Here is a 14,539-nt window from a genome sequence, read left to right as displayed (position 1 = left end):
GGGGAATCCGCGCGGGGTCAGCCCCAGCCGAGTTCGTGCAGCCGGGCGTCGTCGATGCCGAAGTGGTGCCCGAGCTCGTGCACGACGGTGATGAGGACCTCCTCGACGACCTCGTCCTCGTCCTCGCACATGGCCAGGATCGGCTGCCGGTAGATCGAGATCCGGTCGGGCAGCACCCCGCCGTAGGACGACGTCCGCTCGGTCAGCGCGATCCCGTGGTAGAGCCCGAGGATGTCCGGCGCCTCGTCGTTGAACTCCTCGACGAGCACGACGACGTTGTCCATGGCGCGCGCGAACTCGGGCGGCACCTCGTCCAGGGCCTCGGAGACCAGCTCTTCGAACCGATCGCGGCTCATCTCGACGGGCATCAGCCGCTCTGCTTCGTCGACGGCCCTGCGGAACTCGACGGCCCTGCTGAGTTCGACGGCCCTGCGGAACCCGACGGCGCTGCGGAGTTCGACGGCGGGGCGGAGTTCGCCGTGGCCGGGCCGCCGCCTCCGTCCGACGGCGGGCCGCCGTCCTGAGGCTGGCCGCCGTCCGGGCCCGCCGGCCCGGCCTTGATGCTGCCGGTCACCGCCTGCAGGCCGCTCTTGTCGGGCCGCGCCGAGGCCACCTTGCAGTTGACCTTGGTCGAACCGGCGTCCCAGCTCTCCTGCTCCCGCAGGTCCCAGGTCAGGATCAGCTTCTTCGCGTCGAGGTCGGCGCCGCCGGTGTAGTCGGCCGCCGCCTTGGTGCACTCCGTGTCCAGCCAGGCCTTCTGGTTGTCCTGGGCGGGGTAGCCCTCCTTGAACTGCTTCTTGAGGTCGAGGGTGGCGATGATCTCGTAGGAGTGCGGCTTCGCGCAGTCGATCGGATCGCCGACGCCCTTGCCGAGCAGGGCCAGGCAGGTGCCCGGCTCGAAGATCAGCGACTGGTCCTGGTCCTTGGCCGGCCCGGTCGTCGGCAGCAGCTTGCCGCCGGGGCCGGCCCACTGCAGGCCGCACCGCAGCTGGCGGTCGCCGTCCTCCCACTGCGACTGCGTCGGGCGGAGCAGGTTCGTCGTGAGCTTGCCGTACGGGTCGAGCTTGTGCCCGAGGTAGGGCTTCACGTCCGCGGTGCACTTCTGCTGCGCGATCTGCTGCCACTGGTCCAGCGACGGGACGGGCGCGCCCGCCGGGTACTGGGCGCCGATGTCCACCAGCGTGGTCACCTCGAACAGGTGCGGCTGCGTGCAGGCGATCTTGCGCGCGTCGCTCGCGTCCGGGTTGTCCCAGGTCAGACAGCTGCCGGGCGGGGAGTGGAACGCCTCCTCGGCCGCCGCGGACAGCTTGCCGGCCCCGCCGCCCGCGCCGCCGGTGATGCCGTCGCTCCACGAGAAGACGACGCTGAGCGCGAGCGCGATGAGCGCGCCCGCGAAGATCCCGCCCATCACGACGCGGGTGCGCAGCGTCTGCGTGGCGGTGGGGAACCGATCGGCGCTGGGAGACATCGCAGTCCATGATGCCCGCGCCGCGCGCGACGTGCGCGACCTAGGGTGGTTAGGGTGGGTCACGGTTTCGTGGTGGCCGGGATTACGGAGCGCACATGACGCAGGACAGCAACACGGGGGACCAGCCGCCCCCCGAGCCGCCGAAGCGCGGTTCCATGAGATTCCAGGACTCGAACACCCGTCCCAAGGAACCTTCGCTCGCCGAGCAGCGCGCGCGTCGGCAGGCGCTCGCGCAGGAGGAACGGGACGAAGAACTCGCCCGCCAGGCCGACGCGAAGGCGGCGACCCGGCGCAAGATCCTGATCGGCAGCGGCGTCACGGTCGGGCTCGTCGGCCTGGTCGCGACCTTCTACACGGTCGCCAAGCCGGAGGGCACGGTCACGGCGGTCTGCACCGACTCGAACGGCGTCGTCCAGAACGACGACTACTGCGACGACACGTACGTCAGCAGCCACGGCGGCTACCACAGCGGTGGCTTCCTGTTCCTGCCGATCCCGGGCGGCGGCTACAACAGCTACCGCTACAACTACGGCGGTACCGGGGTCATCGGGCAGCGGGTCAGCGGCGGCTCGTACGACCCGCCGTCCGCGCGGACCAGCGTCAACACGAAGTCCGGCAAGTCCGTCCAGCGCGGTGGCTTCGGCATCAGCGGGAAGAGCGGCAGCACCGGCGGCAGCGGCAAGAGCGGGGGATCGTAGGTGTACCGGGACCGGCGTGAGCCGCGGCGCGACTGGCAGCGGATCGTCGAAGAGCAGGGGCTCGTCTACGGCACGCCGGCCCGCGACGCCAGCGGGCGGATGCGGCCCTACTGGGACGAGTCGGTGCACTACGTCTTCGACATGGACGAGGTCCTCTCGCTCGAAGCGGACGTCGAACTGCTGCACTCGATGTGCCTGGAGGCCGTCGACAACGTCGTGACGACCGAGGGCTACCGGCGCTTCGGCATCCCGGAGTGGGTCTGGCCGCACATCGCCGAGTCGTGGAAGCGGCAGGACCCGCACGTCTACGGCCGGTTCGACCTGCGCTACGACGGCAAGTCCCCGGCGAAGCTGCTGGAGTACAACGCGGACACGCCGACCACGCTGCTGGAGGCGTCGCTGCTGCAGTGGCACTGGAAGACCGACGTCTTCCCGGACGACGACCAGTGGAACTCGATCCACGAGAAGCTGGTCGAGCGGTGGTCCCTGCTGCGGGACAAGCTGCCGTCCAACGAACTGCACTTCACCTGGTCGGCGGCCGACCCGTCCGGCGAGGACAACGTCACGACGGCGTACCTGCAGGAGACCGCGGCCGAGGCCGGGCTCGACACGGTGGGCCTGGCGATCGAGGAGATCGGCTGGGACCCGGTGCTCAAGCGGTTCGTCGACCTCGAAGAGGCGCAGATGGCGACCGTGCTGAAGCTGTACCCGTGGGAGTGGGTGGTCGACGAGGAGTTCGGCCGCCACGCCGTCGAGTCGCTGCCGCGGACGCTGTGGATCGAGCCGCTGTGGAAGATGATCCTCTCCAACAAGACGCTGCTGGCGATCCTGTGGGAGAACTACCCGGGCCACCCGAACCTGCTGCCCGCGTTCGCCGACGACCCCGGCATCCTCACCGAGTACGTCCGCAAGCCGAAGCTGGGCCGCGAGGGCGCGAACGTCCAGATCGTCGCGACCGGCTACGAGACCCAGACCGACGGCGTCTACGGCGCGGAAGGGTTCGTCTACCAGGCGTTCGACCCGCTGCCCGACTTCGACGGCTACCGGCCGGCGCTGGGCGCGTGGATCGTCGGCGACAGCTCGGCGGGCCTGGGCATCCGCGAGACCGGCGGGCTGGTCACCGACGACGGTGCCGCTTTCGTCCCACATCGCATCCCCGAAGCGTGATAGAACACCGTCGCTGATCAGCTCTTTCCACCTGGGAGAAACTCGTGACCTCGACCCTTGCGCTGTCCGACACGTTCGGCTCCGACCTCGTGCGGGGGATCGGCGCGATCCTCCTTTACGGCGTCATCGGCCTGCTGCTGATGTTCGCCGGCTTCTGGGCGATCGACTGGACCACGCCGGGCAAGCTGTCGAAGCTGGTGACGCAGGGCCTGCCCAACGCGGTGATCGTGACGGCGTCCGGGCTGCTCGCGATGTCGTTCATCGTCGTCGTGGCGATCTTCAACTCGGCGAGCGACCTGACCGAGGGCCTGATCACGTCGCTGGTCTACGGCCTGCTCGGGATCGCCGTCCAGGTGATCGGGATCCGGCTCCTGGAGTGGGCGACCCGCATCGACGTGGCCTCCACGATCGAGAGCGAGAAGTTCGCTCCGGTGAGCATCGTGGTGGCGGCAGCGCACATCGGCCTGGGGCTCGTGGTGGCGGTCGGCATCTCCTAACGTGGGGTCGTGCGCCTGCTGAGGACACCGGACGACCGGTTCACCGACCTGCCCGACTTCCCCTACGAACCGCGGTACGCCGAGCTGGCGGACCCGGACGGCGGCCCCGTCAGAATCGGGTACGTCGAGGCGGGTCCGGCGGACGGGCCGGTGGTGCTCCTGCTGCACGGCGAGCCGAGCTGGTCGTTCCTGTACCGCACGATGCTGCCGGTGCTGGCGTCGGCGGGCCTGCGCGCGATCGCCCCGGACCTGGTCGGGTTCGGGCGGTCCGACAAGCCGGCCGACGTGGCCGACCACAGCTACGCCCGGCACGTGGAGTGGCTGCGCGGGTTCGCGTTCGACGCTCTGGACCTGCGCGAAGTGACGCTGGTCGGCCAGGACTGGGGTGGCCTGATCGGGCTGCGCCTGGTGGCGGAGAACCCCTCGCGGTTCGCGCGGGTGGTCGCGGCCAACACCGGCCTGCCCACCGGCGACGTCGACATGCCGCCGCAGTGGCACGCCTTCCGCTCGGCCGTGGAGAAGGCCCCGGTGCTCGACGTCGGCCGGTTCGTGCAGTCGGGCTGCCGTTCTCCCCTGCCGGACGCGGTCCGGGCGGCGTACGACGCGCCGTTCCCGGACGAGACGTACAAGGCCGGGCCGCGGGCGATGCCGTCGCTGGTGCCCTACCGGCCGGACGACCCGGCGTCCGCGGCCAACCGGGCGGCGTGGAAGACGCTGACCGAGCTGGACCTCCCGTTCCTGGTGGCGTTCTCCGACGGCGACCCGATCACGGGCGGGATGGCCCCGGTCCTGCGCCGCGCGATGCGCGGCGCGCAGGGGCTGGACCACCCGGTCATCACGGGAGCAGGGCACTTCCTGCAGGAGGACGCGGGCGAGGAACTGGCCGGGCACGTGGTGCGGTTCGTCCGGGGCTGAGCAGCCGGCTCAGGTCGGCCGGAGCCCGTCCATCAGGAGGTTCAGCAGACGGCCGGCCTTGGCCGCCTGCTCGGGCGGGGGAGCCACGGTGAAGATCCCGATGAGGGAGGCGGCGATGTCTTCGGCGGTGACGTCGGAGCGGAGGTCGCCCGCCGCGGCCCCGGCGTCGAGGATCGCGGTGATGGCCGCCAGCAGCTCGGTCCGCGTCTCCGCGTGGGCGATCTCGCCCGACTCGATCATCGCGAGCAGGGTGTCGAGCATGCCGTTCTTGGTCGCGATCCAGTCCCCGAACAAGTCCGTCCAGTGCCGCATCGCCGCCGCCGGGGGCAGCCGGTCGAGCAGCTCGCGGGCACCGGTCGTCAGCCGCCCGACCTGGTCCCGGTAGACCGCGTCCACGAGCGCCTCGCGGGTCGGGAAGTGCCGGTAGAGCGTGGCGATGCCGACCCCGGCCTCGCGGGCGATCGCCCGCATCGAGGGCTCGCCGTCCGCCGCCACGAACACGCGAGTCGCCACCGCGAGCAGCTGCTCGCGGTTGCGGGCCGCGTCCGCCCGCGGCGTGCGGCCCTCCACGTCAGTCAAAACGGATCACGCTCCGGTTGTGCTACGGTCGTCGTTGGAAACGGAGCATAGTCCGTTTCTCTGCGTTCCCCCAAGGCGAGGAGACAGGCATGAGCAGGGCGGTCCAGCTCGATTCGTTCGGCGGCCCGGAGGTCCTGACCGTCCGGGAGATCCCCGTGCCGGAGGCAGGGCCGGGACAGGTGCGGGTGCGGGTCACCGCGGCCGGCCTGAATCCGATGGACTGGATCATGACCGCCGACGCGGACACCGCCGCCCGGTTCGGCCTGAGCCTCCCGTCCGGGTTCGGGACCGACTACGCCGGAGTGGTCGACGAGGTCGGAGCGGGGGTGACCGGGTTCGCTCCGGGCGACCGGGTGTTCGGCGGCGCCCTGTCCCGCGCGGTCGCCGGGTTCGTGGTGGTCGACGCGGCCGGGGAGATCGCGGCGAACGAGGTCCACCGCACCCCCGACGGCGTCGACGACCGCACCGCCGCCACCCTCGCGATCGCCGGCCGCACGGCGACCGCCGCCCTCGCCGTGCTCGACCCCGGCCCGGGCGACACCGTGCTGGTCGGCGGCGCGGCGGGCGGGGTCGGGGTGTTCGCCGTCCAGCTGGCCCGGATCGCGGGAGCGCGGGTGATCGGGACGGGGTCGGCGGACTCGGCCGGGTTCCTGCGCGAACTCGGCGCCGAGCCGGTCGGCTACGGCGACGGCCTGACCGACCGGGTCCGGGCTCTGGCGCCCGGCGGTGTCACCGCCGCTCTCGACCTGCACGGGACGGAGACGGTGCAGACCGCCCGGGAACTCGGTGTCCCGGACGGCCGCATCTGCACCATCGCCGCACAGGTCGACGGCGTGGCGGCGGCCAACGGCGCGAACGCACCGGCCGGGGCACTGGACGAGCTCGCGCGCCTGGTCGCGGCGGGCCGGCTCCGGGTGCCGATCGCGGCGAGCTACCCGGTCGAGCAGATCCGGAGCGCGGCCGAGCGCCAGGCCGGCCGGCACGTGCACGGCAAGATCGTCATCGACCTCTAGACCGACGCAGTCGTGGGCTCGCTCAGGTCAGCGCCGCGTGCGTGGCCGCGAGCGAGTCCACGAGGATGTCCAGGCCTTCCTGGGCTTCGTCCGCCGTCAGCGTCATCGGCGGCCCGAGCCGCAGCACGTTCCCGTGCAGCCCGCCCTTGCCGATCAGGAGCCCGCGCTTCTTCGTCTCCTCGAGCATCCGCGCCGCCGCCGGGACGTTCGGTTCCGTCGTGCCCGGCTTGACCAGCTCCACCCCGATCATCAGGCCCTTGCCGCGTACCTCCGCCACCAGCGGTGACGCGGCCGCCCGCAGACCGGACAGCAGCTGCGCGCCTCGGGCCGCGCAGTTGGCCTGCAGGTCGTGGTCGGCGATGTAGTCCAGCACCGCCGTCGCCCCGGCCATCGAGACCGGGTTGCCGCCGAACGTCGAGAACGACTGCGCCTGGAAGCAGTCCAGGACGTCCCCGCGGGCCACCACGCCCCCGACCGCCAGGCCGTTACCCAGCCCCTTCGCGAACGTCATCATGTCCGGCGTCACGCCGTGCGCCTCGATGCCCCAGAAGTGCTCGCCCGTGCGGCCCCAGCCGGTCTGGACCTCGTCCGAGACGAACAGGACCCCGTAGGCGTCCAGCACCTCCTTCATCGCCCGGAACAGCCCGTCGGGCGGCAGGCTGAACCCGCCCACCCCCTGGATCGGCTCCGCGATCAGGCACGCCACGTCACCGGCCGTCGCCGTGTCCAGCACGTCCACCAGGTCCGCGACGCACGCGTCGATGTACGCGGCGTCGGACAGGTCGCGGAACGGGCTGCGGTACCGGTAGCCGCCGTGGACGTAGCTGACCTTGACCGGGCTCAGCGCCGACGCCGACCAGCCGCGGTTGCCGGTGATCGCCACGGTCCCGAACGACCGCCCGTGGTAGCTGTTGCGCATGGCCAGCACCTGGTTGCTGCGGCGGTACTGCGTCGCCAGCATCAGCGCCGTGTCGTTGGCTTCGCTGCCGGAGTTGGTGAAGAACACCTTGGCGTCCGGGATGTTCGACAGCTTCGCGATCCGCTCGGCCAGCTCGACCTGGGACCGGATCAGGTACAGCGTCGAGGTGTGCAGGATGCCCGTGTCGAGCTGCTTGCGGACCGCGTCGCCGATCTCGGCGACGTCGTAGCCCATCGAGTTGGTCAGCACCCCCGCGAAGAAGTCGAGGTACGTCCGCCCTTGGGCATCGGTCATCCGCCGGTCGTGCGCGTGCACGATCTCGATCGGCTCCTCGTAGAGCAGCGACATCCAGGACGGCATGACAGCGCGGTGCCGGGCGAGCAGCTCGTCGGTCATCGGGGCGCCTCCTCAGGGTTTCCCTGGAGTATGAGGACGCCGTGAACAGCGCTTCAACGATCAGACTGTCGGGATAACCCAGTAGGGCCGCACAGTCTGTACGGACTACCCTCTGACCCGTGATTGACCCCAGGACTCTGCGCGATGACCCGGAAGCCGTGCGCGCGTCGCAGCGCGCCCGTGGCGAAGACGAGGGAGTGGTCGACAAGCTGCTCTCCCTCGACTCCCGGCGCCGGTCTTCGATCGCGGCCGCCGACAAGCTGCGCAACGAGCAGAAGGTACTGGGCAAGCAGATCCCGAAGGCGCCGCCGGAGGAGAAGCAGCGGCTGCTGGCCACGGCCAAGGACCTCGCCGCGCAGGTCAAGGCGGCCGAGGTGGAGCAGAACACGGCGTCGGAGGAGTTCGACCAGCTCTTCCGGACCGTGCCGAACCTGGTCCACCCGAGCGCGCCGGTCGGCGGCGAAGACGACTTCGCCGTGCTCAAGCACGTCGGCGAGCCGACGAAGTTCGGCTTCACCCCGAAGGACCACCTCGAGCTGCTCGAAGGGCTCGGCGGCGTCGACATGGAACGCGGCGCCAAGGTGTCGGGCTCGCGCTTCTACTTCCTCACCGGCGTCGGCGCGCAGCTGCAGCTCGGCCTGCTCAACATGGCCATCGCCCAGGCCCTCGAGAACGGCTTCACGCCGATGATCACGCCGTCGCTGGTCCGCCCGGAGATCATGGCCGGCACCGGCTTCCTCGGCCAGCACTCGAGCGAGATCTACCACCTCGAGGACGACGACCTGTACCTCGTCGGCACGTCGGAGGTGCCGCTGGCCGGCTTCCACTCCGACGAGATCCTCGACCTGACCGACGCCAAGCGCTACGCGGGCTGGTCGTCCTGCTACCGCCGCGAGGCCGGCTCCTACGGCAAGGACACGCGCGGCATCATCCGCGTCCACCAGTTCGACAAGGTCGAGATGTTCGTCTACGCCAAGCCGGCCGACGCCGAGGCGGAGCACGAGCGGCTGCTCGGCTGGGAAGAGCAGATGCTCGCGAAGATCGAGGTGCCCTACCGGGTGATCGACACCGCGACCGGCGACCTCGGCACGTCCGCGCACCGCAAGTTCGACTGCGAGGCCTGGATCCCGACCCAGGAGACCTACCGCGAGCTGACCTCGACGTCCAACTGCACGACGTTCCAGGCCCGCCGCCTGTCGGTCCGCTACCGCGACGAGAACGGCAAGCCGCAGATCGCCGCGACGCTGAACGGCACCCTGGCCACCACCCGCTGGATCGTCGCGATCGTCGAGAACCACCAGCAGGAGGACGGCTCGGTCCGCGTGCCCGAGGCGCTGCGGCCGTTCGTCGGCGGCAAGGAAGTCCTGACACCCCGCTGAAATCGGGCGGATCCGCGGTGCTGCTCCGTTCGTCCCAGTAGTGTCCGGGCCGAACGGGAGGCACTCGATGCGCATGAAGTGGCAGGCAGCGGCGGCTTTGGCGGCCGTGACCGTGGTGACCGGCTGCACGGCGACCGTCGGCGGCTCGGCGTCGCCGGTGCCCGGCCAGGGCCCGGTCGCCACGGCCGTCGACGCCTGCACGCTGCTCGACCAGGCCCAGGTCGACGCCCTCGGCTACCGGGCGCCGGGCCGTTCGGTGAAGGAGAACAAGGAGCGGCTCCAGCCGCCGATGTGCCTCTGGAACACCAAGGACGACATCGAGCCCTCGGCCGTCCTGAACGTCGGCATCGCGTCGGACATGGACTTCAACGAGTACATCTCCGGAGCCCTCAAGAAGTCCGGGCCGCAGGAGGTCGGCGGCCTCACCTGGACGCAGTACGCCTCGATCCTGCCCGACGACTGCACGTTCTACGCCCTGCTCGGCGCCAAGTCGTTCGCCTACGTCAGCGTCTCGGCGGGCAAGCTCGAGAAGTCGTGTGAACTGGCGAAGGTCGTGATCCCGCAGGTCGCGGCGCACCTGCCGGGCGGCCAGGACGCCCCGCCGGTCACGCCGACGACGTCGGCCAAGCCCGAGCCGGGCGGCCCGCTGCTGTCGGCGGACCCGTGCGCGATGCTGAAGCCGGAGCAGGTGGCGCAGCTGAAGAACATCTCGCCGACCGGCGAGAAGGACACCTCGTCGACGGTGCCGAACGCGTCGTACTGCCTCTGGGACGACACCGACGGCGACGGTGGCCAGAAGGCCTTCGAGGTCTGGTTCGGCCCCAGCACGCCGGTCGGCGAATGGCCGGGCGCGAAGGGCGTCAACCCGACCGAAACGATCGACGTCGGCGGCCGGAAGTGGGGGCTGTTCCCGAACATGGGCGGGCTGCGGGTGACCTGCGGCGCAACGCTGGCGATCACCGACACGTCGTCGGTGCAGGTGGTCAGCGGGTTCATCGGCGACGACACGAAGACCTGCGACGTCGTCAAGCAGGGCCTGCCGCTGGTGACGGCGAACCTGCCGGGCTAGTCCTTCGCGACCTGGTCGGCGATGTGGCGCGCGATCTCCAGCGCGCTCGTCGCGGCCGGTGACGGCGCGTTCAGGACGTGCACCTGGTCGCGCGCGGTCTCGATGAGGAAGTCGTCGACGAGTGAGCCGTCGCGGCGCATCGCCTGGGCGCGCACCCCCGAACCGTGGCGGACGATGTCGTCCTCGGTGACGGCCGGGACGAGCCGCGCGAGGCTTGCGGCGAACCGCTTCTTCGAGAACGAGCGGCGGACCTCGTCGAGGCCGGTCGGGAAGGCGTACTTCTTCGCGAGCCGCCAGGCGCCGGGGAAGGTGGCGACCTCGGCGACGTCCTTCGCCGAGAAGTCGCGCCAGCGGTAGCCCTCGCGGCGCAGCGCGAGCACGGCGTTCGGGCCGGCGTGCACGCTGCCGTCGAGCATGCGCGTGAGGTGCACGCCGAGGAACGGCAGCGTCGGGTCCGGCACGGGGTAGATCAGGCCCTTGACCAGGTGCCGCCGCTCCGGCTTGAGCTCGTAGTACTCACCGCGGAACGGCACGATCTTCGCCGACGGCGTCAGGCCGGCCAGCCGGGCGACGCGGTCGGAGTGGAGGCCGGCGCAGTTCACGAGCGCGTCGGCCTGGACGACGTCGTCGCCGGTGGCGACCTCGACCCCGCCGTCGTTCCCGGTCCGGATGGCTCGCACCGGGGAGCCGAGCCGGAGGTCGACGCCGGCTTCGTCGAGCAGCCGGACGAGCGTGTGGCAGACGGCCGGGAAGTCGATGATCCCGGTGGATTCGACGCGCAGGGCGGCGACGCAGGCGACCTCGGGCTCGAACTCGCGCGCTTCGGCGGGCGAGATCTGCTTGGCCGGGACGCCGTTGGCCTCGGCGCGTTCGGCGAGGGCGTTCAGCGCGGGGAGTTCACTCTCGTGGGTGGCGACGACGAGCTTCCCGCACACCTCGACGGGCACGCCGTACTGCCGCGCGAAGTCCACGATCGACCGATTGCCGGCGACGGACATCCGCGCCTTGAAGGAGCCGGGCTTGTAGTAGAGGCCGGCGTGGACGACGTTCGAGTTGTGCCCCGTCTGGTGTGCCGCCCACCGGGACTCTTTCTCCAGGACGGTGACGTCCAGCCCGCGCCTGGTCAGCTCCCAGGCCACGGCCAGACCGACGATCCCGCCCCCGACGACTACGACGTTGCGCACGGTCGATCAGGCTACGCGAGCGGGCAAGCCGGCGGTGCGGGGGCTGAACTGCGGGAATCGCCGCGAACAGGCCCGTGAGCTCGGCCAACGGCGCCCGTTCCGGCGCTCGGTCCCGGCCTACGTGTCCGAACTCGGCGACACCTCTCCCTCGATCGAGTGTTCCAGGGCCTTCTGCGCACTCATCCCGAGTCCCGTCCGGTAGCCCCGCTCGAACCCGTCGACCCCGAGCGACTCCACCAGCCGCCCCCGGACGGCCGTGACGTCCGGATCGCCGCTGATCGCCGTGCCCCGGACCGCCGCGGCCGCGCCCAGCAGCACCGCCGCCTGCGCCGGCCGGGCCACGCCGGCCAAGCCCTCCAGGGCGGACGCCACCACGTCGCCCGCGTGCCACTGCCGTCCGAGCAGCAGCGCGGACCGGTGCAGCCCGGCCGCCTCCGCGGTCCGGTTTTCCGCCGACGCCAGCCAGCCGAGCGAGATCAACGTCGCCGCGCGCACCGACTCCGCCGCGAACGAACCACCCGCGCACTCCGCCAGCGCGCGCTCGCACAGCTCCCGGGCCGTGGCCAGGTCACCGGACAGGCGGGCCAGGTTCGCCGAGCCGACGTACGCCGCCGCGCGGGATTCCGGCATGCCGGAGCGGCGGGCGGTGGCCGCGGCCAGGTCGTAGTCCGCGCGGGCCCGGGCGTGGTCGCCCGAGAGCAGGTGGGCCCACGCGCGGCGGCCGATCAGGTCGGCCACGTCGTCGGTCGCGCCGATCTCGTGCATCAGGCCGAGCGCCTCGTCCATCAGCGGCAACGCGGCCGCGTACTCGCCCCGCCAGGTCAGCAGCTGGGACAGGTGGTCGAGCGCCATCGACAGACCCCACCGCTCGCCCAGGGCGCGGAACTGCGCCGCACCTTCGCGGAGCCCTTCCTCGGCACCGGCCAGGTCGCCCGACAACATCGCGCGCAGGCCCAGGCCCAGCGGCAGCAGCGCCCAGCCCCACGCGTCGCCGGCCGCCAGCAGGCTCTTGCCGCGGCCGAGCAGCTCGGCGTCGTCACCCGGCGGACCGACCACTACCCCCAGCAGCATCACCAGCATCGGGTTGCGGGGCGTCCAGTCCGCCGTCGCGTACCGCCGGACCAGCGGCCGGTACTGCTCCAGCGACTCGTGCGGCGGCCCGGCCAGCGCGCCGAGCAGGCACACCAGGAACTCCTCGACGTACTCCTCGCGCACCTCGGGCGGGCACCGCGAAACGACGGCCAGCGACAACCCGGCGCCCTCGAACCGCCGCCCGCGCATCCACCAGTACATCGCCAGCAGCGGCACCAGCCGCAGGGCCAGCACGACGTCGTGCTCGGTGGACCAGCGCAGCGCGGCCAGGATGTTGTCGTAGTCGGCGTCGATCCGCGCCAGCCACGCCAGCTGGTCCGCGGTCCGCAGCATCGGGTCCGCTTCGGCGGCGAACCGCAGGAAGTACTCGGCGTGCGCCCGGTGACAGGTCTCCGCCTCGCCCGCTTCGGCGAGCTTCTCGGCGCCGAACGCGCGGATCGTCTCCAGCATCCGGAACCGGCCGCCGACGGCTTCGGCCAGTGACTTGTCGGCCAGTTCCGGCAGCAGGTCGGGGTCCGCGCCGCAGACCTCGGCGGCGGCCGCGGCGGTGGCACCGCCGGAAAACACCGTCAGGCGCCGCGCGAGTTCTTTCTCCTCGCCGGTCAGCAGGTCCCAGCTCCACTCGACGACGCCGCGCAGCGAGCGGTGCCGGGCCTCGGCCGTCCGGCTGCCGCGGGCCAGCAGCCGGAACCGGTCGTCGAGCCGGGCCGCGATTTCGCCGAGGTCGAGGGTCCGGACGCGGGCCGCGGCCAGCTCCAGGGCCAGCGGCAGGCCGTCGAGGGCGGCGCAGATGTGCTGGACGTCGCCGATCGTCGCTTCTCCGAGCGCGAACGCGGGATCGCTCGCGGCCGCGCGGTCGGCGAACAGCCGGACGGCCGCGAACTCCCGGGCCTGCGCAGCGGACGTCCCGGGCGGCGGGACGGCCAGCCGCGGCACCGGGGCCAGCTGCTCGCCGGTGATGCCGAGCGGCTCGCGGCTGGTGGCCAGCACCCGCAGCCCCGGGCACGCGGCGAGCAGGCGCGCGGCCAGCCGGGCCGCCACGTCGACGACGTGCTCGCAGTTGTCGAGCACGAGCAGCACCGGGCGGTCGCGCAGCGCCGGAACCAGCCGCTCCACGGGGTCCTGCGGGCCGCCGCGCGAGCTCTCGCGCAGGCCGAGCGCGGCCAGCACCGCACCGGCGACGTCGGCGCCGCCGTGCGGGGCGAGCTCCACGAACGCCACCGGCCCGGGCTGGGCCGCGGCGACCTCGACGGCCAGCCGGGTCTTGCCGGTGCCGCCGGGGCCGGTCAGCGTCACGAGCCGGGCGCGCGCCAGCAGCTCCGTCAGCTGCCGCAATTCGTCGTCGCGGCCGACGAAGCTGGTCAGCTGCGCGGGCAACGCCGGGAGGACCGGCTTCTCGGTTTCGCCGCGAAGCACCGCGAGGTGGGCTTCGGCGAGTACGGGGCCGGGGTCGGCGCCCAGTTCGTCGGCCAGCGTGCGGCGGGCGTCCTCGAAGACGGCGAGCGCGTCGGCCGGGCGGCCGGCGGCGGCCAGCGCCCGGACCAGCTGCGCCCGCGGCCGTTCCCGCAGCGGCTGCCCGGCGACGGTCTCCCGCAGGCCGGCGAGGACGTCTTCGGCCTGCCCGAGCGCCAGCCGCGCCTCGACGTGGTCGTCCACCGCGTCCGCGCGCCGTTCCTCGAGCCGCGTCGCCTGCGCGGCGGCGAAGGGCGCGTCCACCAGGTCGGTGAACGCGGGCCCGCGCCACAACGCGAGTGCCTCGCCCAGCACGTCCGCGGCCCGGCCGTGCTCGCCGTTCTTCAGCAGCGCGCGGCCTTCGCGGGTGAGACGTTCGAAGCGGTGGACGTCCACTTCGTCCGGAGCGACGGCCAGCCGGTACCCGGCCGCGGTGAACTCGACCGGCGCGAGGTCCTTCAGCGCCGTCCGCAGCCGCGACACCTGCGACTGGAGGGCGTTCGCGGCGCCGTCGGGCGGGTGCTCGCCGTACATGCCGTCGATCAGCCGCTCGGCCGGGACGAACCGGCCGGCCTCGAGCGCGAGCAGCGCCAGCAGCGTCCGCGACCGCGGGCCGCCCACCGCCACCTGCCTGCCGTCCGGGCGCCACGCGGCGACGGCCCCCAGCACCCCGAATCGCATGGAACCCAGCGTAGGACGTCCCCCGACCTG

Annotated in this window: 13 protein-coding genes; 7 read left to right on the top strand and 6 right to left on the bottom strand. The window is 72.2% G+C overall.

Annotated elements, in window-relative coordinates:
* Positions 1–17: 17 nt before the first annotated feature.
* Both ACLJOU_RS02095 and ACLJOU_RS02090 read right to left on the bottom strand, forming a co-directional pair.
* Entirely contained in the window at positions 18–368 is a 351-nt protein-coding gene (locus tag ACLJOU_RS02095) for a metallopeptidase family protein (protein ID WP_410562489.1), read from the bottom strand.
* A complete protein-coding gene (locus ACLJOU_RS02090; RefSeq protein ID WP_410562486.1) occupies positions 368–1,468 on the bottom strand; it encodes a septum formation family protein in 1,101 nt (366 codons plus the stop codon). The genes ACLJOU_RS02095 and ACLJOU_RS02090 overlap by 1 nt, the downstream gene beginning before the upstream one ends.
* Before the next feature lie 95 nt (positions 1,469–1,563).
* Between ACLJOU_RS02090 and ACLJOU_RS02085 the strand changes: the two genes are divergently transcribed.
* From ACLJOU_RS02085 to ACLJOU_RS02070, 4 genes are read left to right on the top strand one after another with little or no spacing between them, the layout of a single operon-like run.
* Positions 1,564–2,166, top strand: a complete 603-nt coding sequence (locus tag ACLJOU_RS02085) for a hypothetical protein (RefSeq protein ID WP_410562484.1) — start codon at positions 1,564–1,566, stop codon at positions 2,164–2,166.
* Positions 2,167–3,333 (top strand): glutathionylspermidine synthase family protein, encoded by a 1,167-nt coding sequence (locus ACLJOU_RS02080; protein ID WP_410562481.1) that lies wholly within the window; start codon positions 2,167–2,169, stop codon positions 3,331–3,333.
* 44 nt (positions 3,334–3,377) lie between these two features.
* On the top strand, positions 3,378–3,830 hold the full coding sequence (locus ACLJOU_RS02075; protein ID WP_410562480.1) for a DUF350 domain-containing protein: 453 nt from the start codon (positions 3,378–3,380) through the stop codon (positions 3,828–3,830).
* Positions 3,831–3,839: 9 nt separating this feature from the next.
* The gene (locus tag ACLJOU_RS02070) at positions 3,840–4,745 is read left to right on the top strand and encodes a haloalkane dehalogenase (protein WP_410562477.1); all 906 of its coding nucleotides are present in this window, start codon (positions 3,840–3,842) and stop codon (positions 4,743–4,745) included.
* 9 nt (positions 4,746–4,754) lie between these two features.
* On the opposite strand, the gene ACLJOU_RS02065 is transcribed toward ACLJOU_RS02070, so the two are convergent.
* Positions 4,755–5,324 carry a TetR/AcrR family transcriptional regulator gene (locus ACLJOU_RS02065; protein ID WP_410562474.1) on the bottom strand — a complete coding sequence of 190 codons (570 nt, stop codon included), beginning with the start codon at positions 5,322–5,324 and terminating at the stop codon, positions 4,755–4,757.
* 89 nt (positions 5,325–5,413) lie between these two features.
* On the opposite strand from ACLJOU_RS02065, the gene ACLJOU_RS02060 reads away from it, so the two are divergent.
* A complete protein-coding gene (locus tag ACLJOU_RS02060; protein ID WP_410562472.1) occupies positions 5,414–6,337 on the top strand; it encodes an NADP-dependent oxidoreductase in 924 nt (307 codons plus the stop codon).
* Positions 6,338–6,359: 22 nt separating this feature from the next.
* Here ACLJOU_RS02060 and ACLJOU_RS02055 read toward each other — a convergent pair whose 3' ends face one another.
* On the bottom strand, positions 6,360–7,652 hold the full coding sequence (locus ACLJOU_RS02055) for an aspartate aminotransferase family protein (RefSeq protein ID WP_410562469.1): 1,293 nt from the start codon (positions 7,650–7,652) through the stop codon (positions 6,360–6,362).
* 119 nt (positions 7,653–7,771) lie between these two features.
* On the opposite strand from ACLJOU_RS02055, the gene serS reads away from it, so the two are divergent.
* Both serS and ACLJOU_RS02045 read left to right on the top strand, forming a co-directional pair.
* Positions 7,772–9,031 (top strand): serine--tRNA ligase, encoded by a 1,260-nt coding sequence (serS, locus tag ACLJOU_RS02050; RefSeq protein ID WP_410562467.1) that lies wholly within the window; start codon positions 7,772–7,774, stop codon positions 9,029–9,031.
* A 67-nt stretch (positions 9,032–9,098) separates the two neighbouring features.
* Positions 9,099–10,100: a DUF3558 family protein gene (locus ACLJOU_RS02045; protein WP_410562464.1), complete on the top strand. Its 1,002-nt coding sequence runs from the start codon at positions 9,099–9,101 to the stop codon at positions 10,098–10,100.
* Here the strand turns inward: ACLJOU_RS02045 and lhgO are convergent.
* Together lhgO and ACLJOU_RS02035 are read right to left on the bottom strand one after the other, a co-directional pair.
* Positions 10,097–11,284 (bottom strand): L-2-hydroxyglutarate oxidase, encoded by a 1,188-nt coding sequence (gene lhgO / locus ACLJOU_RS02040; RefSeq protein WP_410562461.1) that lies wholly within the window; start codon positions 11,282–11,284, stop codon positions 10,097–10,099. The genes ACLJOU_RS02045 and lhgO overlap by 4 nt on opposite strands.
* 117 nt (positions 11,285–11,401) lie before the next feature.
* The gene (locus ACLJOU_RS02035; RefSeq protein WP_410562459.1) at positions 11,402–14,509 is read right to left on the bottom strand and encodes a BTAD domain-containing putative transcriptional regulator; all 3,108 of its coding nucleotides are present in this window, start codon (positions 14,507–14,509) and stop codon (positions 11,402–11,404) included.
* Positions 14,510–14,539 lie beyond the last annotated feature (30 nt).

It is taken from the genome of Amycolatopsis sp. cmx-4-61 (assembly GCF_046548775.1).
In the GTDB taxonomy this organism is placed as follows: Bacteria; Actinomycetota; Actinomycetes; order Mycobacteriales; family Pseudonocardiaceae; genus Amycolatopsis.
This window is presented reverse-complemented; position numbering and strand designations above follow the sequence as displayed.

Coding starts and splice junctions, on each gene's coding strand:
- ACLJOU_RS02095 (WP_410562489.1), bottom strand. CDS start 368: ATGCCCGTCGAGATGAGCCGCGATCGGTTCGAAGAGCTGGTCTCCGAG.
- ACLJOU_RS02055 (WP_410562469.1), bottom strand. CDS start 7,652: ATGACCGACGAGCTGCTCGCCCGGCACCGCGCTGTCATGCCGTCCTGG.
- ACLJOU_RS02035 (WP_410562459.1), bottom strand. CDS start 14,509: ATGCGATTCGGGGTGCTGGGGGCCGTCGCCGCGTGGCGCCCGGACGGC.
- ACLJOU_RS02060 (WP_410562472.1), top strand. CDS start 5,414: ATGAGCAGGGCGGTCCAGCTCGATTCGTTCGGCGGCCCGGAGGTCCTG.
- ACLJOU_RS02085 (WP_410562484.1), top strand. CDS start 1,564: ATGACGCAGGACAGCAACACGGGGGACCAGCCGCCCCCCGAGCCGCCG.
- ACLJOU_RS02090 (WP_410562486.1), bottom strand. CDS start 1,468: ATGTCTCCCAGCGCCGATCGGTTCCCCACCGCCACGCAGACGCTGCGC.
- ACLJOU_RS02045 (WP_410562464.1), top strand. CDS start 9,099: ATGCGCATGAAGTGGCAGGCAGCGGCGGCTTTGGCGGCCGTGACCGTG.